The 21300-nt window shown below is 69.3% G+C and carries 17 protein-coding genes; 9 read left to right on the plus strand and 8 right to left on the minus strand.

The features are described from left to right. The coding region (locus ACFDTC_RS03295) for a ribulokinase (protein ID WP_375257440.1) at positions 1-1510 on the plus strand (1510 nt) is incomplete at its 5' end. Between the two features lie 100 nt (positions 1511-1610). Then, positions 1611-2057 carry a rhodanese-like domain-containing protein gene (locus ACFDTC_RS03300; RefSeq protein WP_375257441.1) on the plus strand — a complete coding sequence of 149 codons (447 nt, stop codon included), beginning with the start codon at positions 1611-1613 and terminating at the stop codon, positions 2055-2057. A 42-nt stretch (positions 2058-2099) separates the two neighbouring features. Here the strand turns inward: ACFDTC_RS03300 and ACFDTC_RS03305 are convergent, their stop codons facing one another. Further along, on the minus strand, positions 2100-3314 hold the full coding sequence (locus ACFDTC_RS03305) for an amidase (RefSeq protein WP_375257442.1): 1215 nt from the start codon (positions 3312-3314) through the stop codon (positions 2100-2102). Between the two features lie 271 nt (positions 3315-3585). Here ACFDTC_RS03305 and ACFDTC_RS03310 point away from each other — a divergent pair, with 271 nt between their 5' ends. From ACFDTC_RS03310 to ACFDTC_RS03320, 3 genes are all read left to right on the plus strand, one after another. Further along, positions 3586-4713, plus strand: coding sequence for a TRAP transporter substrate-binding protein (locus ACFDTC_RS03310; RefSeq protein WP_375257443.1), 1128 nt, complete (start codon positions 3586-3588; stop codon positions 4711-4713). Between the two features lie 112 nt (positions 4714-4825). After that, positions 4826-5443, plus strand: coding sequence for a TRAP transporter small permease subunit (locus tag ACFDTC_RS03315; protein WP_375257444.1), 618 nt, complete (start codon positions 4826-4828; stop codon positions 5441-5443). Continuing rightward, positions 5440-6759: a TRAP transporter large permease subunit gene (locus ACFDTC_RS03320; RefSeq protein ID WP_375257445.1), complete on the plus strand. Its 1320-nt coding sequence runs from the start codon at positions 5440-5442 to the stop codon at positions 6757-6759. The genes ACFDTC_RS03315 and ACFDTC_RS03320 overlap by 4 nt, the downstream gene beginning before the upstream one ends. 19 nt (positions 6760-6778) lie before the next feature. On the opposite strand, the gene ACFDTC_RS03325 is transcribed toward ACFDTC_RS03320, so the two are convergent. The 6 genes from ACFDTC_RS03325 to xylF all read right to left on the minus strand — a co-directional run bounded on the left by ACFDTC_RS03325 (position 6779) and on the right by xylF (position 14058). Next, positions 6779-8074, minus strand: coding sequence for a cytochrome-c peroxidase (locus tag ACFDTC_RS03325; protein ID WP_375257446.1), 1296 nt, complete (start codon positions 8072-8074; stop codon positions 6779-6781). A 3-nt stretch (positions 8075-8077) separates the two neighbouring features. Beyond that, the gene (gene xylB / locus ACFDTC_RS03330) at positions 8078-9547 is read right to left on the minus strand and encodes a xylulokinase (protein ID WP_375257447.1); all 1470 of its coding nucleotides are present in this window, start codon (positions 9545-9547) and stop codon (positions 8078-8080) included. Positions 9548-9567: 20 nt separating this feature from the next. Next, on the minus strand, positions 9568-10872 hold the full coding sequence (xylA, locus tag ACFDTC_RS03335; RefSeq protein ID WP_375257448.1) for a xylose isomerase: 1305 nt from the start codon (positions 10870-10872) through the stop codon (positions 9568-9570). Between the two features lie 46 nt (positions 10873-10918). Continuing rightward, a complete protein-coding gene (locus tag ACFDTC_RS03340) occupies positions 10919-11680 on the minus strand; it encodes an ATP-binding cassette domain-containing protein (RefSeq protein ID WP_375257449.1) in 762 nt (253 codons plus the stop codon). Further along, positions 11680-12972, minus strand: coding sequence for a sugar ABC transporter permease (locus tag ACFDTC_RS03345; protein ID WP_375257450.1), 1293 nt, complete (start codon positions 12970-12972; stop codon positions 11680-11682). The genes ACFDTC_RS03340 and ACFDTC_RS03345 overlap by 1 nt, the downstream gene beginning before the upstream one ends. 72 nt (positions 12973-13044) lie before the next feature. Next, entirely contained in the window at positions 13045-14058 is a 1014-nt protein-coding gene (gene xylF / locus ACFDTC_RS03350; protein WP_375257451.1) for a D-xylose ABC transporter substrate-binding protein, read from the minus strand. 165 nt (positions 14059-14223) lie between these two features. Here xylF and ACFDTC_RS03355 point away from each other — a divergent pair, with 165 nt between their 5' ends. The 4 genes from ACFDTC_RS03355 (at position 14224) to ACFDTC_RS03370 (ending at position 20686) form a co-directional block, all read left to right on the plus strand. Further along, a complete protein-coding gene (locus tag ACFDTC_RS03355; protein WP_375257452.1) occupies positions 14224-15438 on the plus strand; it encodes an ROK family protein in 1215 nt (404 codons plus the stop codon). After that, positions 15428-16939 (plus strand): CRTAC1 family protein, encoded by a 1512-nt coding sequence (locus ACFDTC_RS03360; RefSeq protein ID WP_375257453.1) that lies wholly within the window; start codon positions 15428-15430, stop codon positions 16937-16939. The genes ACFDTC_RS03355 and ACFDTC_RS03360 overlap by 11 nt, the downstream gene beginning before the upstream one ends. A gap of 179 nt (positions 16940-17118) precedes the next feature. After that, positions 17119-18276, plus strand: coding sequence for an RsmB/NOP family class I SAM-dependent RNA methyltransferase (locus tag ACFDTC_RS03365; protein ID WP_375257454.1), 1158 nt, complete (start codon positions 17119-17121; stop codon positions 18274-18276). Positions 18277-18418: 142 nt separating this feature from the next. Continuing rightward, positions 18419-20686 (plus strand): ATP-binding protein, encoded by a 2268-nt coding sequence (locus tag ACFDTC_RS03370; RefSeq protein ID WP_375257455.1) that lies wholly within the window; start codon positions 18419-18421, stop codon positions 20684-20686. 1 nt (position 20687) lies between these two features. Here the strand turns inward: ACFDTC_RS03370 and ACFDTC_RS03375 are convergent, their stop codons facing one another. After that, a complete protein-coding gene (locus ACFDTC_RS03375; RefSeq protein ID WP_375257456.1) occupies positions 20688-21287 on the minus strand; it encodes a gamma-glutamyl kinase in 600 nt (199 codons plus the stop codon). Positions 21288-21300 lie beyond the last annotated feature (13 nt).

A 21300-nucleotide genomic window follows, 5' to 3' on the forward strand; every position in this document is an offset into this window, starting at 1 on the left:
CGTGGTCGGCGCCGCGGTGGCCGAGTATCCGCTGAAGCGGTCCGACAGCGATCCGTTGCTGGCGCAGCAGGCGCATGACGATCACATGACGGCGCTCGCCTCGGCCATGCGTGCCGCGATCGCGGATGCGGGCATCGACGGGCACGACATCGCCGCCTTTGCCGCCGACACCACCGGGTCGAGCGTCGTCATGGTCGACGAAGACCTGCGGCCGCTCGACGACTATTACCTCTGGTGCGACCACCGCGCGCACGAGGAGGCGGCCGAGATCACCCGCCGCGGCCGCGAGGAAGGGCTCGAGGCGCTGCGCTGGTGCGGCGGCGTCTACAGCCACGAATGGGGTTACGCCAAGCTGCTGCACTTCCTGCGCCACAATCCCGACAAGCGCGACCGCGTCGCCGCCGTGCTCGAGCATTGCGACATGCTGGTCGCGACGCTGACCGGCGCCGCGGTCGACGACCTGCCGCGGTCGGTCTGCGCCGCCGGGCACAAGTGGATGTGGGGCAAGGCGTGGGGCGGCCTGCCTGACCAAGGCTTCCTGTCGCGGGTCGACCCGTTGCTGGAGGGCGTCAACACGCGGCTCGGCGGGCGCTACGGCGTCTCGTCCGAAAATGCGGGCCACCTGACCGCCGAATGGGCTGAGCGCCTGGGGCTGAGGCCGGGAATCCCGATCCCCTTCGGCGCCTTCGACTCGCACTGGGACGCGGTCGCCTGCGGCTGCGGGCCCGGCGACGTGGTCAACGTCGTCGGCACCTCGACCTGCATCATCGCGCTGGGGCCGCTGTCGATGGACCCGGTCGCCGGCATCTGCGGCGCCGTGCCCGAAAGCGCACTGCCGGGCCACATGGGCGTCGAGGCGGGACAATCCGCCACCGGCGACATCTTCGACGCGATAGCCCGGCGCGCCGGCAGCGACGTGGCGACGCTTTCCGCGGGGCTCGAACACCGGGCGGCGGGTGCGTCGGGCCTGCTGCGGCTGGTGTGGGACAACGGCGACCGGACCGTGCTCGTGCGCTCGGACCTCGGCGGCGTGACCCTGGGCTGGGACCTCGCCCACACCGCCGCGGACGAGATGCACGCCGCCTTCGAGGGCATGGCCATGCATATCCGCGTGATCATCGAGCGGATGCGCGGCGGCGGTCTCGACCTACGGCGCGTTGTGAACGGCGGCGGCATCCCGCAGAAGAACGCGGCACTGAACCAGATCTATGCCGACGTGCTGGACGCCGAGATCCACGTGCCCGCCCGTTCGCCCGTCGGCGTCGGCGCCTGCATCTTCGCATCGGTGGCGGCGGGCTGCTTCGCCACCGTCGAGGACGCCCAGGCGGCATTGTCGCCGGCGACCCGGACCTACGCGCCGAGGCCCGGAAACCGCGAGCGGTACGAGAACCTGTACAGCCTCTTCACGGACCTCTACTTCGGGTTCGGCGAAGGCCGGCAGGTCGACCTGGGCAGGGTGCTGCCGGCGTTGCGCCAGTTGAGGCTGTCGGCCGGATCGCCGCAGGCATGACGGCCGGCCGCGGTCGCGCGACTGGGGCAGCATCAATCGCCAGTAGCCGGAATCGCCGCAATACGGCAGATGATAGGCGACACGTCACCAGGAGCATCGCATGACCCTTCCCTCCGCCGTCGCCGAGACCCCGGCCGCCGACTCCGCAGACGCGCTGGATCACTTCCTGCGTCGCCTGAGCTTCGAGACGGATTGCTGGGACACCCATGACGCGCTGTCGCAAGGGACCACCGATTTCGTCCTGCTCGACGTGCGCAGCCCGGCGCTCTATGCCGAAGGTCACGTCCCCGGCGCGCTGAACCTGCCGCACGGCAAGATGACCGAGCGGCGCATGGCCGACTGGCCCGCGGACACATTGTTCGTGGTCTACTGCGCCGGGCCGCATTGCAACGGGGCCAACAAGGCCGCCGTCCGGCTGGCGCGCATGGGACGCCCGGTGAAGGAGATGATCGGCGGCGTCACCGGCTGGCTGGACGAGGGGTTCCTGCTCGCCAAGGGGGACGCGCCGTCGTCGGTGACGGAAGTCGAGGCCGGGCAGGTCGCTTAGGAAACGCGGCCGACGGCCGGCGATGCAGGTCTTGGCTGCCGGCTAGAGCACACGTTCCAGCCAGCGGGCCGCGTCCAGCAGGGCCGCGTCGCGCGCCGGGGGCGCGGCCAGTTGCACGCCGATCGGCAGGCCGGCGGGGCCGGACGCCGTGGGCAGGTGCAGCGCCGGGCCGCCGAGCAGCGTCCAGACGCGGTTGAACTGCGGGTTGCCGGTGCCAGTCTCGGCCAGCGGCGCCTCTCCGTGGGCGCTGAGCGTGACGACCGCGTCGAAGCCGGCCATGGCGTGCAGGAGGCGCGGGCCTATGGTGCGGCGGACCTCGCAGGCCTCGAGGAAATCGCGCACAGGGATCGCCGCCCCTTCGTCGAGATAGACGCGCAGCGCATCGCTGAGCAGGTCGCCGTGGTTCGCGCGTTCGCTGGCCAGGGCGCGCGCGCCTTCCCACGCCATGATCGTCATCTGCGCGGCCAGCAGCTGTCCCCATTCCGCGCCCGCGCCGAGCGTGGTGACCTGTGCGCCGGCCTTCGATGCCGCCTGCGCGACGCGGTCGAGTTCGGCCAGGGCCGCAGGCTCGGCATCGTCCGCGTCCGGCGTGGCCCAGACCGCGAGGCGCGGCGCGCGCTCCGCCGACGGCGTGGCGAGGTCGGCCCGGCCGGCCATCACCGACACGAACAGCGCGGCCTCGGACACGGTGCGCGCAAACCCTCCGACCGTGTCGAGCGTCTCGCCGAAGGACGCAAGCCCGGCTCGGCTGATCGTCGCGAAGCTGGGCTTGTAGCCGACCACGCCGCAGAAGGCCGCCGGCCGTACGATGGACCCGGCCGTCTGCGTGCCCGTCGCCAGCGTGGCGCCGCCCGCCGCCACCGTCGCGGCCGATCCGCTGGACGAACCACCCGGCGTGCGGGCGATGTCGTGCGGGTTGCGCGTGGGGCCGGGGGTGAGGTGCGCGAACTCGGTCGTCACGGCCTTGCCCACCACCAAGCCGCCGGCCGCCCGGATCGCCGCCACCGCGGCGGCGTCCCGTCCCGGGCGCCGGCCCGCGTAGATCGGAGAGCCGCAGGCCGTGGGCATGTCGACGGTGTCGAAAATGTCCTTGATGGCGACCACGTGGCCCGACAGGGGCCCGGCGGTCCCGAGCGCGTCCAGCCGGCGCGCTTCTGCCATGACCGTTTCGGCGTCGAGCCATGCGTAGGCGTGCAGGCGCGGCTCGTCGGCGGCGATACGGTCGAGAGCGGGCTCGGCAAGTGACAGGACGGACATCGGCAACCTCCGGTGGGCGCGGGTGACGGCGGTGCGAGCGCCTCTTGCGTGCTTGAGGCGTGCCGCGGCGATTCGCACCCTCCGGTGCGCGGCAGAGTTTGCAAAACCATCACAAATCGCCAAAGAGCCTGCGGAAACGCTTCATGATTTTGCATTCGCGATCACGTTGGCGCTAACGACACGGGCCGCGTCCCAAGGATGCGGCCGACGTCGCGTTTGCTGTCGGTGTCCGCGTCAACGGGCGGACGCACACCAACAGCGAGGTTCGAAGATGACTTTCACGACCCTGAAGGGCGGCGCGCTGCGTGCCGTCGCCGTGGGCGCGATGCTCACGCTGGGTGCCGCGCCGGTTGCGGCACAGGATTCCTTTACCTGGACGGTGCAGACCGCTTACGCCGCCGGCGACGATCTTCACCAGACCTATGTCGAACTGGCCGAGAAGATCGAGCTCATGTCCGGCGGGCGCCTGATGCTCGAGGTCTCGCCCGGCGGCGCCTTCGTGCCGGCCTTCGACGTGCTCGACGCGGTCGACCAGGGCGTGCTCGACGCGGCGGGCGGCGACGGCGACTACTGGGTGGGCAAGCATCCGGCCGGCAGCCTGTTCGCGTCGTCGCCTGGCTTTGGCATGCCGTCGATCGACCTGATGGCGTGGATGGAATACGGCGGCGGCAAGGAGCTGTTCGAAAGCTACATCACCGAAACGCTGCAATACACCAACACCGTGCCGTTCCTGATCAGCCCGGCGCAGGCGCAGCCCTTCGGCTGGTTCGAAGAGCCGATCACCTCGGTCGCCGACATCGAGGGGCTGAAGTTCCGCACGCCCGGCCTGCCGGTGGACGTGATGCGCGAGATGGGGGCGGCCGTGGTCACCGTGCCCGGCTCGGAAGTGGTGCCCGCGCTCGAACAGGGCGTGATCGAGGCGGCCGAGTATTTCGGCCCCAAGGCGGACATGGTCCTGGGCCTGCCCGACGTGCGCAAGACCTACATGATGCCCAGCTACCTGCAGATCGGGCTCGTGCAGAACTTCTTCGTCAACCAGGCGCGCTGGGACGAACTGCCCGAGGATCTGAAGGCCATCGTCACCTACGCCGTCATGGCCGAGTCCGCCGATTTCTACTGGCGCGGGCTGCAGGAGAACTCGATCGCGCTGCGGCAGATGGAGACCGAGATGGGCGTGACCGTCGCCGAGACCCCGCGCGAGGTCATGGAGGCGCAGCTGGCCGCGTGGGAGACCGTCCTCGACGGCTATGCCGCGGACGACGAATTCTTCGCCTCGGTCATCGACAGCCAGCGCGAATTCGCCTCGCGCGTCGTCGCGCTGAAGGCGCGCATCAACCCGCCGCTCGACATCGCGCTCGAGGTGTTCGGCTTCGGCGGCGCCCCGGCCGAGATGGACTGACCGCGGCGACGTCGCACCAGGGACACCGCGCCGCCCGCGACGCGCGCGGTGTCCGCCCCCCGACATGAACGTTCAGGCGGTGCCCGTACGGCGGCCCGCCGCAGGAGAGCCCATGGCACCCACCCGAGATGACGACGCCGTCGCGAAGGCCCTCGCCGAGACCGACGAGGACCTGCCCGACATCGACAAGCTGCGCCGCCCGCCCGATGCGCTGCCGCCGGGACCGCGGCGCATCGTCGTGGCGCTCGACACCTTCGCGGACTGGTTCGGGCAGGTGCTGGCCTGGCTGGTGCTGGCGCTGGTCGTCGTGGTGGTGATGGAATCGATCCGCCGCTACGCATTCAACGCGCCCAGCATCTGGGCCTACGACGTCAGCTACATGCTCTACGGCACGATCTTCATGCTGGGCGCCGCGGTCACGCTGCGGTTCCGGGGGCACATCCGGACGGACCTGTTCTTCAACACCTGGACGCCACGCACCCAGGCGGCGGTCGACCTGACGTTCTACATCCTGCTGTTCTTTCCGGGGATGCTGTTCTTCCTGATTGCGGGCTACGATCAGGCGGCGCGCTCCTACGCCATTACCGAGCGCGCGGCGGCCAGCTTCTGGCGACCGATCCTGTGGCCCTACCGGGCGGTGATCCCGCTGACGGCGGCGCTGGTCATGCTGCAGGGCGTGTCCGAGATCATCAAGGCGTGGTACCAGTTCAGGACGGGGCGCCCGGTATGAGCATCGGCGTCATCCTTGGCTTCGTCATGCTGCTTGCGCTGCTGTCGGGCATCTTCCTGGGCTTTCCCATCGCCTTCACGCTGATCGTGCTGACGGTCGTCTTCGGCTTCGTTGGGCTAGGCGACATGGCCTTCAACATCATGGTCTTCCAGGCCTGGGGCGTCATGGGCACCGAGACGCTGGCCGCGGTGCCGCTGTTCATCTTCATGGGCTACATGCTGGAACAGGCCGGCATCATGGAGCGTCTGTTCCGCGGATTTCAGTTCTGCCTCGCCGGCCTGCCGGGCGCGCTTTACATCGGCGTGCTGCTGACGGCGACGATCTTCGCCACGGCCACGGGCATCATCGGCGCCTCGGTGACGCTGATCGGGATGCTGGCCGCCCCGGTCATGGCCAAGGCGAACTACGACCCGGCGCTGTCGGCGGGCACGATCACCGCCGGCGGCACGTTGGGCATCCTGATCCCGCCCTCGGTCATGCTGGTGGTGCTGGGGCCGGTCGCCGGCGTCTCGATCCCGCAGCTTTTTGCCGCGTGCATCGTCCCCGGCCTGCTGATCACGGTCCTGTTCATCACCTACACGATGGTGCGCTGCTGGATTAACCCCGAACTCGGCCCGCCCATGCCTCAGGACGAGCGCCCCGAGACCTGGCGCGTCGCGGTGAAGGAGCTGGTCGTCGGCATGGTGCCGATGGTCGCGCTGATCGGCGCCACGCTGGGCAGCATCCTGACGGGCGTGGCCACGCCCACCGAAGGCGCCGGCATGGGGGCCGCGGGTGCGGTGATCCTGACCATCCTCTACGGCCGCTTCAACCTCAAGCGCCTGCACCGGGCGATGTTCCAGACGGTGCTGGTCTCGTCGATGATCCTGTTCCTGCTGCTGGCGTCGAACATGTTCGGCGCTGTGTTCAACCGGCTGGGGACGGGGCCGTGGATCGCCAACGCGATGGTCGCGATGGACCTGCCGCCGATGGGGATCGTGATCGCGCTGATGGTGGTGGTCTTCCTGCTTGGCTGGCCGCTGGAATGGGCGCCCATCGTGTTCATCTTCCTGCCGATCTTCCTGCCCATCGTCGAGGCCGCCGGCATCAACCTGCTTTGGATCACGGCGCTGGTGGCGGTGAACCTTCAGACGGCGTTCCTGTCGCCCCCGGTGGCGATGGCGGCCTACTACCTGAGGGCGGTCGCCCCGCAATGGGGCATCCGGCAGATCTACTCGGGGATGTTCCAGTTCGTCGGCCTGCAGGTGATCGCGCTGATCCTGGTGCTGCTGTTCCCGGCGCTGGCCCTGTGGTTGCCGGCCGTCATGTTCCAGTGACCGCGCACAGGGTGCGCGGTCAGGGACCGGTGACGGGCAGGCCGCTGGGCACCGATGCGGGCACGCCCAGCCGCTCGGCCCGGTCCTCGAGCGCGTGCAGGAACGCGATCAGGTCGGCGATCTCGTCGTCCGTCAGGCTCGACGGCGCGAGGTCGCTCGCCGCGGCGATGGCGTCGATCTCGGCGGCCGAGGACAGCACGATGTCGTCGCGCGCGCCGGGGAAGTCGGGCAGCATCGCCTGGTCGAGATCGTAGGCCCGCAGCGAGGCCTCGGGGTCGAGGTGGTGGCGAATGACCGCTTCGAGCGTCGCGAACGCGCCGTCGTGCCCGTAGGGCGCGGTGAGGGTCACGTTGCGCAGCGACGGCGTGCGGAAGGCGAAGGCGTCCTCGGCATCGCCGGTGACACGGATGCGGCCCTCGTCGCGGGCGTGGTTCTCGAACCGGGCGGCCTTGCCGGGGCCGAACTGGGGCACGGCGATCGCGTGGAAGTCGTGGTCGGTCTGCAGCCATCCGGAATGACACGCGGCACAGCCGGCCTTGCCGTAGAACAGCGCCTGTCCGGCCCGCGCCTCGGGCGGAAGCGGCGCGCCGCCCGTCATCGCCCGGTCGAATGCGGAATCGTCTGCCCGCCATTCGAAAGCGATGAAATCCGCGACGACGTTCGCGATGGCGGTGAAGGTGATGTCCTGGCCGGGCAGGGCGGTGTCGAACCGCTCGCGGTATTCGGGAATGGCCGAGACACGGGCGGCGATCCCGTCCCACGCGCCGCCCGGCTGCGCCAGAAGCCCCTGGCGCACCAGCTGGCTGATCTCGTTCTCGGAATAGTGCCCAGCCATCTCGTCGCCCGAGAGGACCGGAAACATCGCCTGCGCGGCAAGCGGCGAGTCGAAGCCCAGCGTCATGTCGGCACCCAGCGGGGTCCGGATGCCGTTGGGCTGATCGGGGTCATGCTCCAGCCGGCCGTCGTGGAAGAACCGGGTGAATTCGGCCGCGCCGAGGTTCCACAGCCCCGGCGCGTTGCGCGGAATGCGCTGCTCGGGGTGGTTGTCGTCTCCGATGCGCCGTTTCGGGCCCAGCCCGATGCCGCCATCGCCAATGGCGAGCGAGACGCCGTCGCCCGTGCCGAAGTCAGGATGGTGGCAGGTCGCGCAGCTGACGCTCCGGTTGCCCGACAGGATCGGGTCGTAGAACAGAAGCTGCCCCAGTGCGACGCGGGCCGGATCGGCCTCGGGAAAGACGGGACGCGGGCCAAGGTCCTGCCCCTGCGCGGATGACGCGAGGGTCGCGGCGACGAGGGACAGGAACAGCCTTTTCATTGCTCAGGCTCCGGAGGCAGGCCGCCTGCTCTGTTTCAGCGCAGGGTAGAGCGCGCGGTAGCGGTCGTAAGCCGCATCGTAGGCGGCGGTCAGGGTCGCGTCTGGCTCAATCAGCGCGGCGGTGGCGGGTGGCGTCATGACCTCGCCCGGTGCCGCGCCGGTATGGGCGCAGATGGCCAGGCGGGCGGCGCCCATCGCGGCGCCAAGCTCGCTGCCGGCAGGCAGCGAAAGCGGCAGGTTCAGGCTGTTCGCCAGCGTCGTGAGCCAGAAGCGCGAGCGCGCGCCGCCGCCGACGGCGAACAGCGTGTCGAACCGCGCGCCCGTGCCTTCCAGCGCGGTCAGGCTGTCGCGCAGGGCGAAGGCCACGCCCTCCATCACCGCGCGGGTCAGCTCGGCGCGCCCGGTGCCGACGTCTAGGCCGATGAAGGCGCCCCGGATGCGGCTGTCGTTGTGCGGCGTCCGCTCGCCCGACAGGTACGGCAGGAACGTGACATTCGAGGGGCCTTCGGCCTTCTCGGGCAGGGCCGAGGACAGGTCGGCCGGGCTTTCGCCCAGGGTGCGCGACAGCCAGTTGAGGCTGTCGGTCGCGGCCAGGATCACGCCCATCTGGTACCAGCGGTCCGGCACGGCGTGGCAGAAGCTGTGCACCGCCGAGGCCGGGTCGGGCGCATAGCGGTCGCGACCCGCCATCAGCACGCCCGAGGTCCCGAGCGAGACGAAGCCGGTGCCTTCGCCCAAAGCACCGATGCCGCAGGCGGCGGCCGCGTTGTCGCCCGCGCCGCCGGCGACGACCACGGGCTCGGACAGGCCCCACTCGGACAGAAGCGCCGCGCGCAGCATGCCGCCGGGCGCCGCGCCCTCGACCAGGTCGGGCATCTGGTCGCGCCGCATGCCGCCGTGCTCCAGCGCCGCCTCGGACCAGTCGCGCCGGCCCACGTCGAGCCACGCGGTGCCCGCGCTGTCGGACATGTCCGAGATATGCTCGCCCGTCAGCCACAGACGCAGGTAATCCTTAGGCAGCAGGACCTTGGCCACCTTGTCGAAGACCTGCGGCTCGTGATTGCGGACCCACATCAGTTTCGGTGCGGTGAAGCCCGGAAAGACGATGTTGCCGGTAATCTCGCGCATCCCCGGCGCCGCGTCGAGCGTCGCCGCCTCGTCGAGCGAGCGGGTGTCGTTCCACAGGATGCAGGGGCGCAGCACGGCGTCGTCCGCGTCCAGCAGCGTGGCGCCGTGCATGTGGCCCGAAAGGCCGATGCCCTTCAGGTGTGCGAAGGCGTCGGGCGCCTTCGCACGAATTGCGGATACCGTCGTCTCGCAGGCGGCGATCCAGTCGGCCGGGTTCTGCTCGGACCAGCCCGGATGCGGGTGCGCGGGGCTGAAGGCGGCCTCGGCCTCGGCCTGCACGGCGCCGGTGTCGTCGGTGAGAATTGCCCTCAGGCCCGAGGTTCCGAGGTCCAGTCCGAGATACATGGTCGCTCCTGCGGTCGGGGTCAGACGAAGCGGTTGACGTAGTTTTCGAGGATCTCCTGCCGGCCCGAGCGGGGCTCGGGGTTGATCCCCTCGTCCAGCACGCGCTTGGAGATCGAGGCGAGATCGCTGTCCAGCATGGCCTTGGCCTCGGGCGTGTTCCAGCCGGCGTAGCGGTCGGCCAGCGCCTTATCCAGCCCGCCGTCCTCGATCATCGCGGCCGCGGCCTTGAGCCCGCGGGCGCAGACGTCCATGCCGCCCACATGCGCCGCGATCAGGTCGTCGGCGTCGATCGACTGGCGCCGCAACTTGGCGTCGAAGTTGGTGCCGCCGGTGGTGAAACCGCCGGACTTCAGCACGTGGTAATAGGCCAGCGCCACCTCGGGGGTGTTGTTCGGGAACTGGTCGGTGTCCCAGCCGGACTGGTAGTCGTTGCGGTTCATGTCGATCGAGCCGAGCATGCCTTCCGAAGCCGCCAGCGCCAGCTCGTGCTCGAACGAATGGCCGGCGAGGATCGCGTGGCCCTGTTCGATGTTCAGCTTCACCTCGTTCTCCAGGCCGTACTTGCGCAGGAAGCCGATGCAGGTGGCGACGTCGAAATCGTACTGGTGCTTGGTCGGCTCCTGCGGCTTCGGCTCGACCAGGATGGTGCCCTCGAACCCGATCTTGTGCTTGTAGTCCACGACCATGTTCAGGAACCGGCCCAGGTGGTCGAGCTCCTGCGTAAGATCGGTGTTGAGCAGCGTCTCGTAGCCTTCGCGCCCGCCCCACAGCACGTAGTTCGCGCCGCCCAGCTTGTGGGTCGCGTCCATGCAGCCCTTCACCGTCGCCGCGGCGAAGGCGAAGACGTCCGGGTCGGGGTTGGTCGCGGCACCCGACATCCAGCGGCGATGGCCGAACATGTTGGCCGTGCCCCAAAGCAGCTTGGTGCGCGAGCTTTCCATCTTCTCGCCGATGTAATCGGTGATCTCGTTCAGCGTGGCGAGGTTGCCGGCGAAATCGCCCTGTTCGGGGCGGATGTCGGCGTCGTGCCAGCAGAAGAACGGCGCGTTCAGCAGGTCGAACATCTCGAACGCGACGTCGGCCTTCATCCTGGCGCGGCCCATGTCGTCCTGCGGATGCCACGGACGCACGAAGGTCTGCCCGCCGAACGGATCGCCGCCTTCCCACGCGAAGGAATGCCAGTAGGCGACGGCGAAGCGAAGGTGGTCCTCCATCCGCTTGCCCATGACCATCTCGTCGGGATCGTAGTGGCGGAAGGCCAGCGGGTTGGTGCTGTCGGGACCCTCGTATCGCGGTTTCGCGATGCCGGCGAAAAACTCCGTCATGTTTGCCTCTCTGTGGCTTTGTCTTGTCTTGGGGCGGGAGCGGGCTTCAGCCCTGCTCGCCGGGCTTCTTGCCCAGGATGATCATCCCGAGAATGTCCTCGTCGGTCACCTCGTCCACGTTCACCGTGCCGACGAGCTGGCCGTTCTTCATGACCGACGCGCGGTCGCACAGGTTCATGACCGAATGCACGTCGTGCTCGATCAGGAAGATGCCGAGGCCCTGTTCCTTGAGCTGGTTGATCAGCTCGGCGACCATCTGCGTCTCCTGCGGGCCGAGCGCGGCGGTCGGCTCGTCCATGATCAGGATGCGCGCGTTGAAGTAGACCGCCCGGGCGATCGCGACCGACTGCCGCTGACCGCCCGAAAGCGCCTTCACCGGGTCCTTGAACTTCTTGAAGTTCGAGTTGAGCCGACCCATGATCTTGCGGGTCTCGGCCTCCATCTGGGCGTCGTCGACGAAGCCCATCGGGGTGACCAGTTCGCGCCCGAGGAACAGGTTAGACGCGGCATCGAGATTGTCCGCCAGCGCGAGGGTCTGGTAGATCGTCTCGATGTTGTGCTTGCGGGCGTCGCGCGGGTTCTGGATGTCGACCTTCTGGCCGTCGATCAGTATCTCGCCCGCGTCCATCTTGTAGGCGCCCGACAGGCACTTGATGAGCGTGGACTTGCCGGCGCCGTTGTGGCCCAGCAGGCCCACGACCTCGCCCGGATAGAGGTCGATCGAGACGTGGTCGACCGCCTTGATCCCGCCGAACGAGACCGAGATGTCGCGCATCTCGACGAGGGGGGTGCCGCTTCTGTCGGCCATCACGCGTCTCCCGTCCGCTTGCGGTAGATGATGTCGAGCAGCACGGCCAGCACCAGCACGCCGCCGACGACGATGTTCTGGAACGGCGCGTCGACGCCCACCATCGCCATGCCCGATTGCAGCGACTGCATGATCAGCGCGCCCAGGATCGCGCCGTAGATCGTGCCGATCCCGCCCGAGAGCGCGGTGCCCCCGATGACGGCGGCGGCGATTACGCGCAGCTCGTCCAGCGTGCCGATGTCGTTCGAGTGGAACGACAGGCGCGCCGAGGCGACGAGGCCCGCGAGCCCGCAGAGGATGCCGAGGATCGCGAAGACCTTGACCGTCAGCAGGCGGGTGTTGATGCCCGACAGTTCCGCCGCGTCCGGGTTGCCGCCGGTGGCGAAGATGTAGCGGCCGAGGCGGGTGCGCCGCGCGATCAGCGTCATGACGACCGCGACCGCGATCAGCAGCAGGACGGAATACGGGATGCCGTAGCCCTCGCTGTAGCCTTCGGGCATGACCGCGCCGCGGTCCTCGAAGCTGCGTTCCAGCACGCGGGTGGGCACGTCGTAGGCGTTCAGCGTCGCGACGAAGCCGAGGATCAGGATCGCGGCGATCGCCATCAGGATCCCTTCGGCCCAGATCGGCTTGACCGGGAATTCGTGGCGGATGCGCGAGCGGCGGGATTGCCAGATCGCGATGCAGGCCACGACCACGCAGATCAGGCCGAAGATCCAGCTGCCGGTCTCGCCCATCGTGCCGCCGATGCCGCCCATCGTCTGGAACCGCTCGTCGAGCGGGCCGATTGTCTGCCCGTCGGTGATGTACCACGCCACGTTGCGCCAGACGAGAAGCCCACCGAGCGTGACGATGAAGGCCGGGATCGCCAGATAGCCGATCAGCCAGCCGTGGAAGGCGCCGATCACCGCGCCGGTCAGCAGCCCGACCAGGATCGCGACGGGTGCGATCAGCGGGCTGCCGTAGTCGATGCCGAGGTTCGGCAGCACCTGGGTCTGGGTCATCGCCATCATCGCCGAACAGGTGGCGAGCAGCGCTCCGACGCTCAGGTCGATGTGGCGGGTGACGATGACGAACACCATGCCGGTCGCCATGATCGCCACGCTGACGGTCTGGATGGTCAGGTTGAAGACGTTGCGGGGGGTCAGGAAACGACCGTCGGTGAGGACGTTGAACACGATGCAGACCAGAACGAACGCGCCGACCATGCCCAGCAGGCGGGTGTCGAATTCGAGGGTCTTGAAGATGTTCTTCCGTCCGGTCGACGCGCCGGAGGCGGCGGCCTCTGCCATGGGGACCTCGGAATCTGAAGGAATGGAGCGACCCCCGCCGCAAGGGCAGGGGTCGCGGGAGTCATCTGCGGATCAGTTGCAGGGTGCGGGGCCGTCGGTGACGCCCTGGCACAGCGCGTCCTGCTCGATCCAGCCGGCGTCGACGACGACCGACAGGTTGTCGGCGGTGACCGGGATCGGCTCGAGGAACTGGGCGATCAGCGTCGTGCCCGAGGGCGAGGTCCACTCGCTCGCGCCCTCGATGTCGGCCATGTCGGTGCCGCCGGCCAGCTCGACCGCGATCTCGCCTGCGCGCTTGCCCAGCTCGCGCGCGTCCTTCCAGACCGACACGGTCTGCGTGCCCTGCGCGATGCGGTTCAGCGCCGCGTGGTCGCCGTCCTGGCCCGAGACCGGAATACCTTCCATGCCCTGCGCCGTCAGCGCCGCGACCACGCCGCCGGCGGTGCCGTCGTTCGAGGCGACGACCGCGTCGACGTTGTTGTCCTCGGCGGTCAGGATCTGCTCCATGTTGCGCTGGGCGTTGGCGGGCAGCCAGCCATCGGTGTAGGCCTCGCCGACGATGGTGATGTCACCGGCGTCGATCGCGTCCTGCAGCACTTCCTGCTGGCCGCCACGCAGGAAATCCGCGTTCGGGTCGGTGGGTGAGCCCTTGATCATCACGTAGTTGCCGTTGGGCTGCGCCTCGAGCACGGCGCGGGCCTGCATGCGGCCCACCTCGACGTTGTCGAAGGTCAGGTAGAAGGCGCGCGGATCCTCGATCAGGCGGTCGTAGGCGATGACCGGGATGCCCTCGTTGGCGGCCGCGTCGACCGCGGGGATGATCGCCTGGGTGTCCTGCGCCAGGATGATCAGCGCGTCCACGCCCTGCGCCATCAGCGATTCCACGTCCGACAACTGCTTGGACGACGACGACTGCGCGTCGGCCGAGATGTATTCCGCGCCGGCCGCTTCGAGCGCTGCGACGATGGCGGCTTCGTCGGTCTTCCAGCGTTCTTCCTGGAAGTTGGACCAGCTCACGCCGACCGTCTGCGCGAAGGCGCCGGTGCCGAGCACCACGGCGATCGCGGTTGTTGCAAAGAGTTTCATTGAAGTCCTCCCTTCGTATCCCTTGTCCATGCGTCCGACGATTTCGTCTCGAATCGGCGCTGACGGGCCATCTTGCACATTTAATTCAGCGAGCAAATTTATTTTTCTTCACGAACGGTTAAAATGCTACACCTCCGCGCAGACCGGACCGGCGGGTGATTCACCATGAAGGGCTTGATAGGGCAAAGCGGGTTGGACGCACGCTGCGCGACGCAGCTGCGGGTGCTGCAATGCATCCGCATGGCGGCCGAGATTTCGCGCACCGACATCGCCCGTGCGCTCGACAGCAGCCCGGCGACGGTAACCGCCGCGTGCACCGCGCTTCTGAGGGCCGGCCTGATCTGCGAGGTCGAGCGCGCCCCCTCGGACACGGTCCAGCGCGGTCGGCCGCGGATCATGCTGCAGATCGCCGGCGGCGCGTTCTACGTCGCGGGAATGAAGATCGCGCGCCATGCGATCCTCGTGATGATCGTCGATTCCCAGGGCGGCGAGATCGTCACCCACACCGCCCCGCTGGAAACCTCGCGTATGAAGGCCGAGGATCTGGTGCGCGCCGTCCGCCGCGCGCTCGAGGCCGCCTGCGCCGGCTGCGGCCTGGGGATCGGCCAGATCGCCGGCGTGGTCCTCGGCATGCCCGGCTTCGTGAACGGCCTGACGGGGTTCATGCACTGGTCGTCCTCGGTGCTCGAGCGGAATGTCGACTTCGCGCCGCTGTTCCGCGAGCACCTGCCGTGCCCGACCTTCATCGACAACGACGCGAACCTCGTCGCCAAGGCCGAACACCTCTTCGGCGCGGGGCGGGGCCTGCGCAACTTCCTGGTGGTGACCGTCGAACACGGCGTCGGCATGGGGATCGTGCTGGATGGCGAGCTTTACCGCGGCGAGCGTGGGTGCGGTGCCGAGTTCGGCCACACCAAGGTGCAGATCCAGGGCGCCGTCTGCCAGTGCGGCCAGCGCGGCTGTCTCGAGGCCTATGTCGGCGACTATGCGATGGTGCGGGATGCCGCGACCGGCCGGCAGGGCGACGGTCCGACGTCGATCCCCGAAATTCTCGAGGCGGCACGTCAGGGCGACGCGCTGGCGCAGGAGGTCCTGCAGCGCGCCTCGCAGTTCCTAGGCGTGGCGCTTGCCAACCTCGTGAACCTCTTCGACCCCGAGCATATCGTCCTCGCCCGCTCGCGCCCGCCATTCGACCATCCGTATCCCGAGACCATGCTCGACGCGCTGCGGCGCAACACGGTCGAGGTTGATGCCCCGCTGCCCGAGATCACCGTGCGCAACCTCGATGAATCGATGTGGGCCAAAGGCGCGGCGGCGCACGGGATCGAGCTGGTCTCGATCCTCAAGATCCGCGAACAGGGGGCGGCCGATGCGGCGTGAAGTTCTTGCCTTCCTGATGCTTCCGGCCGCGGCGCTGGCCGATCCCGCGCAGCCGCGCTTCGAGCCGGTCGAGATCGCGCCGCACATCTACGACGGCGGGTGGGAGCATTTCGTGGGGGGCGGCGTCGCGGCGTTCGATTGCGACGGCGATGCGCTACCCGAACTCTACGCGGCCGGCGGGGCGAACCCCGCAACCCTGTTCCGCAACCGCTCAGACGACGGCGTGGCCTTCGTCGCCGAGACGCCCGACAGCTTGGCGCTGACCGGGGTGACCGGGGCCTATCCGCTCGACATCGACGGCGACGGGCTGCTCGACCTCGCCGTGCTGCGCGTGGGCGAGGACAGGCTTTTGCGCGGCCTCGGCGCCTGCGCCTTCGCGCCGTTCGAGGGCCTCGGCTTTACCTCCGGCGACCACTGGACCACCGCGTTCTCCGCCACCTGGGAGGACGGGCAAAGCCTGCCGACGCTGGCCTTCGGCACCTATGTCGACCGGTCCGACCCCAACGGGCCGTTCCAAGCTTGCGAGGCCATGCTGCTCTACCGGCCGCAGGGAGAGGTCTACGCGGCCCCCGAGACGCTGGAGCCGGGTTTCTGCGCGCTGTCGATGCTGTTCAGCGACTGGAACCGCACGGGCACCGCCGACCTGCGCGTGTCGAACGACCGCCACTATTACGTGCGCGGCGGGCAAGAGCAGATGTGGGAGATGGCCGAGACTCCGCGCCTCTATACCGAGGACGAGGGTTGGCGCCCCTACGCGCTGTGGGGCATGGGGATCGCGTCGCGCGACGTGACCGGCGACGGGTTCCCCGAGGTCTACCTCACCTCGATGGGCGACCAGAAGTTTCAGGTCTTCGACCCCGCAACGGGTGGGCCGACTTGGCTCGACGCCACCTACGAGCGCGGCACCACCGCGCACCGCCCCCACGTGGGCAGCGACGGGCGCCCCTCGACCGGCTGGCACGCAGCCTTCGGCGACGTCGACAACGACGGGCGCGACGACATCTTCGTGGCCAAGGGCAACGTCGAGCAGATGCCTGACGCCGCGATGGAGGACCCCAACACGCTGCTGATGCAGACAGCGACGGGCGATTTCCGGGAACGCTCGGTGGAGGCCGGCATCGCGTCGATGGCCCGCTCGCGCGGTGCGGCGCTGGCGGATTTGGACAATGACGGGCGGCTCGATCTCGCCGTGGTGAACCGGCGGGCGCCCTTGGAGGTCTTCGCCAATGTGACTGACGGCGGGCACTGGCTGCTCGTCGACGTCGCAGGGGCAGGGCGCAACACCGGCGCGGTCGGAGCCGTGATCGAGGTGAAGGTCGGCCACACGCTTCACACGCGTGAGATCACCGTGGGCGGCGGCCACGCGGGCGGGCATGCGGGCCTGCAGCATTTCGGTCTCGGAGCGGCCGAGACGGTCGAACTGCGCGTCATCTGGCCGGATGGCGCGGCGACCCCGTGGCAAGCGGTGGACGCGAACGGGATCGTGCGTGTGGCGCAGTAGTCTGGGTCCTGCGGGCATGCCGAGCGCCTCGCACGATATCCGCGCGGTTGCGCCGGCGCCGTTTCGCGGGCATGGAACGCCCGGAATGCGGCGCCTCGCTGCCGCGCCTCGCAGGCGGACGACCCCATGCACTTGATCGCGACGCATCCGGATCGCGCGCATCCCGCGCCAGGCACGCCATGACCCCCGGCGCGCGCGTATCAGCCGCCATCGCGGTGCTCGACCGGGTGGCGGCCGGAGAACCGGCCGAGAAAGCGCTGACCAACTGGGCGCGGCGCGCGCGCTATGCCGGCTCGAAGGATCGCGCGGCGGTGCGCGACCACGTCTTCGACGTGCTGCGACGCTGGCGCAGCACCGCGGCTATGGGCGGGGCCGACACCGGGCGCGGGCGCATGATCGGCCTGCTGCGTCAGGATGGCCCGTCGCCCGAGACGCTGTTCGACGGCGCCGGTCACGCCCCCGCGCCACTCAGTCCGGAAGAGGAGGACGCGGGTTCGGCCCCGGAGGGTGCCGCGTCACGAGACATGCCCGACTGGCTGTGGCCACAGCTCGCGCACGATCTCGGGCCGCAAGCCGATGCGGTGGCCGAGGCGCTGCGCCACCGTGCACCGGTCTTCGTGCGCGTCAACACGCTGCGCGCCGACCCCGACGGTGCGCGCGCGGCTCTCGCGGACGAAGGCATCGAGGCGCGCCCCGCCGGCCTGTCGCCCAACGCGCTCGAGATCGTCGCCGGCGCCCGCGGTCTCGCGCGCGGCGCGGCCTTCACCGGTGGGCTCGTCGAGATGCAGGACGCCGCGAGCCAGGCGGTGGTCGATGCCCTGCCGCTGGCGCCGGGCATGCGCGTGCTGGACTATTGCGCCGGCGGTGGCGGCAAGGCACTGGCGATGGCCGCCCGTCTGAACGGCGGCTCGGTGGCCGTGCACGATGCCGAACCGGCCCGCATGAAGGACGTCCCGGCCCGCGCCACCCGCGCCGGCGCCGATCTTCGGATCGAGGAGCACCCACGGGGTGAATGGGACCTCGTGCTGTGCGACGTGCCCTGTTCCGGCAGCGGCGCCTGGCGCCGGGCGCCGGAGGGCAAGTGGCGCCTGACGCAGGCCGGGCTGGATGCCCTCTGCCGGACGCAGGCCGGAATTCTCGACCGCACGGCGCCGCTGGTCGCGCCTGGTGGCGTGCTGGCCTACGCCACCTGTTCGCTCCTAACGTGCGAGAACACGGCTGCCATCGAGCGGTTCCTGGCGGATCATTCCGGCTGGATGCTGCAGGACAGCCGATCGTTCCTGCCAGGCCCCGACGGCGACGGGCTGTTCGTGGCTGTGCTCTCACGGGCACGCTGACGCGCGCGTTCGCGCAAGGGTTGATTCGGGCGCCCGCCCGGTGTCACGTTGGTTAACTGCCGGTTAACGATACGGGGCGAAAGGTGGGGCGGACGATTCGATGCGACGCGGAGATCCGGAAAGGGGGCGCGATTTGACGGGCATGATACCGGCGGGGGAACTCAACCTGAGGGTCGCCGCGATCTTCGCGCTTCTGGCGTCTTCGACCTATGCCGTCGCACTGGCCAGCACGAACGAGCTTGCCGGCCTGGTGGCGTTGACCGCGACCGGCGTCTTCGCGGCGCTGGCCGTGGGCTGGATCGTCATCCGCGCGATCCGCATTGTCCAGATGGACCGCCGCCGCACGCTTCTGGCGCAGGCGATGGAATTCGACCCGGCCTACTGCTTCGTCACCGGGCCGGACGGGCTGATCGCCTCGGCCAACGCGTCCGCGCGCGAACGGTTCGACCGCGAACCGGGGACGCCGCTGGTGGAGGCGCTGCGCGACGTGTTCGCCGGGGCCGAGGGCATCGTCTTTCGTCTGCAGCAGAAGGCCGCGACCACCGGATCGGTGCTCGAGGACGTGACCAGCCACGCCGAGGGCTTCCGCCTGCATGTGCGCCAGCTCGAGGACGGAATCGCGGTCTGGCGCCTGGAATCCGAGGCGACGCGCTCGCTTGGGCCGCGGCGGGCAGACACGGCGGTGCTGACCACCGGTCGCAACGGCGCCATCCTGTTCATGAACCCCGCGGCGCGCACGCTGATCGGCCAGCGCGCCAAGGCGCTGTCGGACATCGTCGAGGACCTGCCGCTGCGCTCGGGCGGGGTGCACCGGATCAAGGCGGCCGAGGGCGTGGCACGGGTGCTCGTGCAGCGCACCGATATCGGCGCCGGCCGGCAGGAGCTTCTGCTCGCCCCGATCGAGGACACCAGCGACGATCTAGAGGGCGAGCGCGGCTTTGATACGCTGCCGGTGCCGCTGCTGAAGGTCACGCCCGACGGCACGCTGATCCGCGCCAACCCCGAGGCGCGGCGCCTGCTGGACCTGCCGATCGAGCGCGCCGGCAACCTGTCCGAATACATGGAGGGCCTCGGCCGAGCGCTGACCGACTGGCTGCACGAGGCCGCCGACGGCCGCGGGCTGCACCGGTCCGAGTTCCTGCGCCTGACCCGCCCCGACCGCGAGGTCTTCGTACAGGTGACGCTGAACCGCGTGATCGAGCACGGCATGCCCTCGCTGATCGCGGTGCTGAACGACGCAACCGAACTCAAGACGCTCGAGGCGCAGTTCGTGCAAAGCCAGAAGATGCAGGCGATCGGCCAGCTCGCCGGCGGCGTGGCGCACGATTTCAACAACCTGCTGACCGCGATTTCGGGGCATTGCGACCTGCTGCTGCTGCGCCACGACCAGGGCGATCCGGATTACGGCGATCTCGTGCAGATCAACCAGAACGCCAACCGCGCCGCCGCGCTGGTCGGCCAGCTTCTGGCGTTCTCGCGCAAGCAGACCATGCGTCCCGAGGTGCTGGACCTGCGCGACACGCTGGCGGACCTGACGCACCTGCTCAACCGGCTGGTGGGCGAGAAGGTGCGCCTGCTGCTGAACCACGACCCGGCCCTGCCGACGATCCGCGGCGACCGCCGGCAGCTGGAACAGGTGATGATGAACCTGGTCGTGAACGCCCGCGACGCCATGCCCGAAGGCGGCGAGGTCTCGATCACCACCGAGCGGCGCGTGCTGCGCGACCGTCTGGAGCGTGATCGCGCGGTGGTGCCGCCGGGCGTCTACGTCTCGGTCGCGATCAGCGACGAGGGCGTCGGCATCCCGAAGGACAAGCTTCAGAAGGTGTTTGAGCCGTTCTTCACGACCAAGCGCACCGGCGAGGGCACGGGCCTGGGCCTGTCCACGGTCTACGGCATCGTCAAGCAGTCGGGCGGCTACATCTTCGTCGACAGCGTGCCGGGGCAGGGGACCACGTTCTCGTTGCTGTTCCCGGCCTTCGAGCGCAGCGCCGAGGCGCCGGCGCCGCAGGTGGAGGAAAAGGTGCAGAAGCTACCCGAAAAGGGTTCGGGCGTGGTGTTGCTGGTCGAGGACGAGGCGCCGGTGCGCGCCTTCGCCGCCCGCGCGCTGCGGCTGCGCGGCTACACGGTGATCGAGGCCGAGACCGCCGAGGAGGCGCTCGACCTGCTCGAGGACGACAGCATGGCGGTCGACATCTTCGTCACCGATGTCGTCATGCCCGGCATGGACGGTCCGACCTGGGTGCGCAAGGCGCGCGAGACGCGGCCCGATGTGGGCGTGGTCTTCGTCTCCGGCTATGCCGAGGACGCGTTCGGCGACGGTCAGGATTCGATCCCGAACTCGGTCTTCCTGCCCAAGCCGTTCTCGCTGTCGGACCTGACCGAGACGGTGCACGCGCAGTTGTTGTAGGTTAGGCAGACCGCGCCCCGGCCCAGACCTCGAAATCGGCGGCACAGCGCCGCCGCAGCAGGGCCTCGGTCTCGGCCGAGAGGTCGAGCGGCGCGCGGGGCGAGACATTGGCGCGCGGCAGCGCGACGGGGCGCTCGAGCCTTTCGGACAGGAACGCGGTGACGGCGTCCATCGCTTCGTATCGGAAGAGGTGCGTCACCGCGACGCCGTTCGGGCGCGGCTCGACGAACTTGGCCTGGCTGCCCACGTCGGCGAAGGCCGGGCGGTCGCCGGACGCGTAGGCGCGGCAGAAGGCGTCGAAATCCATACTTTGCGTGGATTCCGGCCGCCCGTTCAGGAAGTCGCGCTGGCGGTAGCGGTACCACGACCCCAGCCAGTCGACCGGTTCGCGCACGACCGCGACGATGTCCATGCGGTCGGCGCCCATCTTCTCCAACATCGGCCGGAAGAAGCGGTTGTATCGGTAGATCGGCGCGTGCTTGAGCTCGGGCGGGTCCAGAACCGCAATGGACGCGTCGCCCGCGAGCGCCTGCTCGAGCGCCGAGGACCCGGTTTTCGGCACCGAAAGCAGCACCAGGCGGTGTTTCCAGAAAACGAGCATCGCTTTTTTTGTC

This window comes from Citreimonas sp. (assembly GCF_042096055.1).
Classification (GTDB): domain Bacteria; phylum Pseudomonadota; class Alphaproteobacteria; order Rhodobacterales; family Rhodobacteraceae; genus Citreimonas.

Bases quoted from the DNA above. Each gene is read 5' to 3' on its own strand.
- xylA (WP_375257448.1), bottom strand. From the start codon at position 10,872: ATGACGGAGTTTTTCGCCGGCATCGCGAAACCGCGATACGAGGGTCCC.
- ACFDTC_RS03370 (WP_375257455.1), top strand. From the start codon at position 18,419: ATGATACCGGCGGGGGAACTCAACCTGAGGGTCGCCGCGATCTTCGCG.
- xylB (WP_375257447.1), bottom strand. From the start codon at position 9,547: ATGTATCTCGGACTGGACCTCGGAACCTCGGGCCTGAGGGCAATTCTC.
- ACFDTC_RS03355 (WP_375257452.1), top strand. From the start codon at position 14,224: ATGAAGGGCTTGATAGGGCAAAGCGGGTTGGACGCACGCTGCGCGACG.
- ACFDTC_RS03305 (WP_375257442.1), bottom strand. From the start codon at position 3,314: ATGTCCGTCCTGTCACTTGCCGAGCCCGCTCTCGACCGTATCGCCGCC.
- ACFDTC_RS03300 (WP_375257441.1), top strand. From the start codon at position 1,611: ATGACCCTTCCCTCCGCCGTCGCCGAGACCCCGGCCGCCGACTCCGCA.
- ACFDTC_RS03345 (WP_375257450.1), bottom strand. From the start codon at position 12,972: ATGGCAGAGGCCGCCGCCTCCGGCGCGTCGACCGGACGGAAGAACATC.
- ACFDTC_RS03365 (WP_375257454.1), top strand. From the start codon at position 17,119: ATGACCCCCGGCGCGCGCGTATCAGCCGCCATCGCGGTGCTCGACCGG.
- ACFDTC_RS03310 (WP_375257443.1), top strand. From the start codon at position 3,586: ATGACTTTCACGACCCTGAAGGGCGGCGCGCTGCGTGCCGTCGCCGTG.
- xylF (WP_375257451.1), bottom strand. From the start codon at position 14,058: ATGAAACTCTTTGCAACAACCGCGATCGCCGTGGTGCTCGGCACCGGC.
- ACFDTC_RS03315 (WP_375257444.1), top strand. From the start codon at position 4,826: ATGGCACCCACCCGAGATGACGACGCCGTCGCGAAGGCCCTCGCCGAG.
- ACFDTC_RS03360 (WP_375257453.1), top strand. From the start codon at position 15,428: ATGCGGCGTGAAGTTCTTGCCTTCCTGATGCTTCCGGCCGCGGCGCTG.
- ACFDTC_RS03340 (WP_375257449.1), bottom strand. From the start codon at position 11,680: ATGGCCGACAGAAGCGGCACCCCCCTCGTCGAGATGCGCGACATCTCG.
- ACFDTC_RS03325 (WP_375257446.1), bottom strand. From the start codon at position 8,074: ATGAAAAGGCTGTTCCTGTCCCTCGTCGCCGCGACCCTCGCGTCATCC.
- ACFDTC_RS03320 (WP_375257445.1), top strand. From the start codon at position 5,440: ATGAGCATCGGCGTCATCCTTGGCTTCGTCATGCTGCTTGCGCTGCTG.
- ACFDTC_RS03375 (WP_375257456.1), bottom strand. From the start codon at position 21,287: ATGCTCGTTTTCTGGAAACACCGCCTGGTGCTGCTTTCGGTGCCGAAA.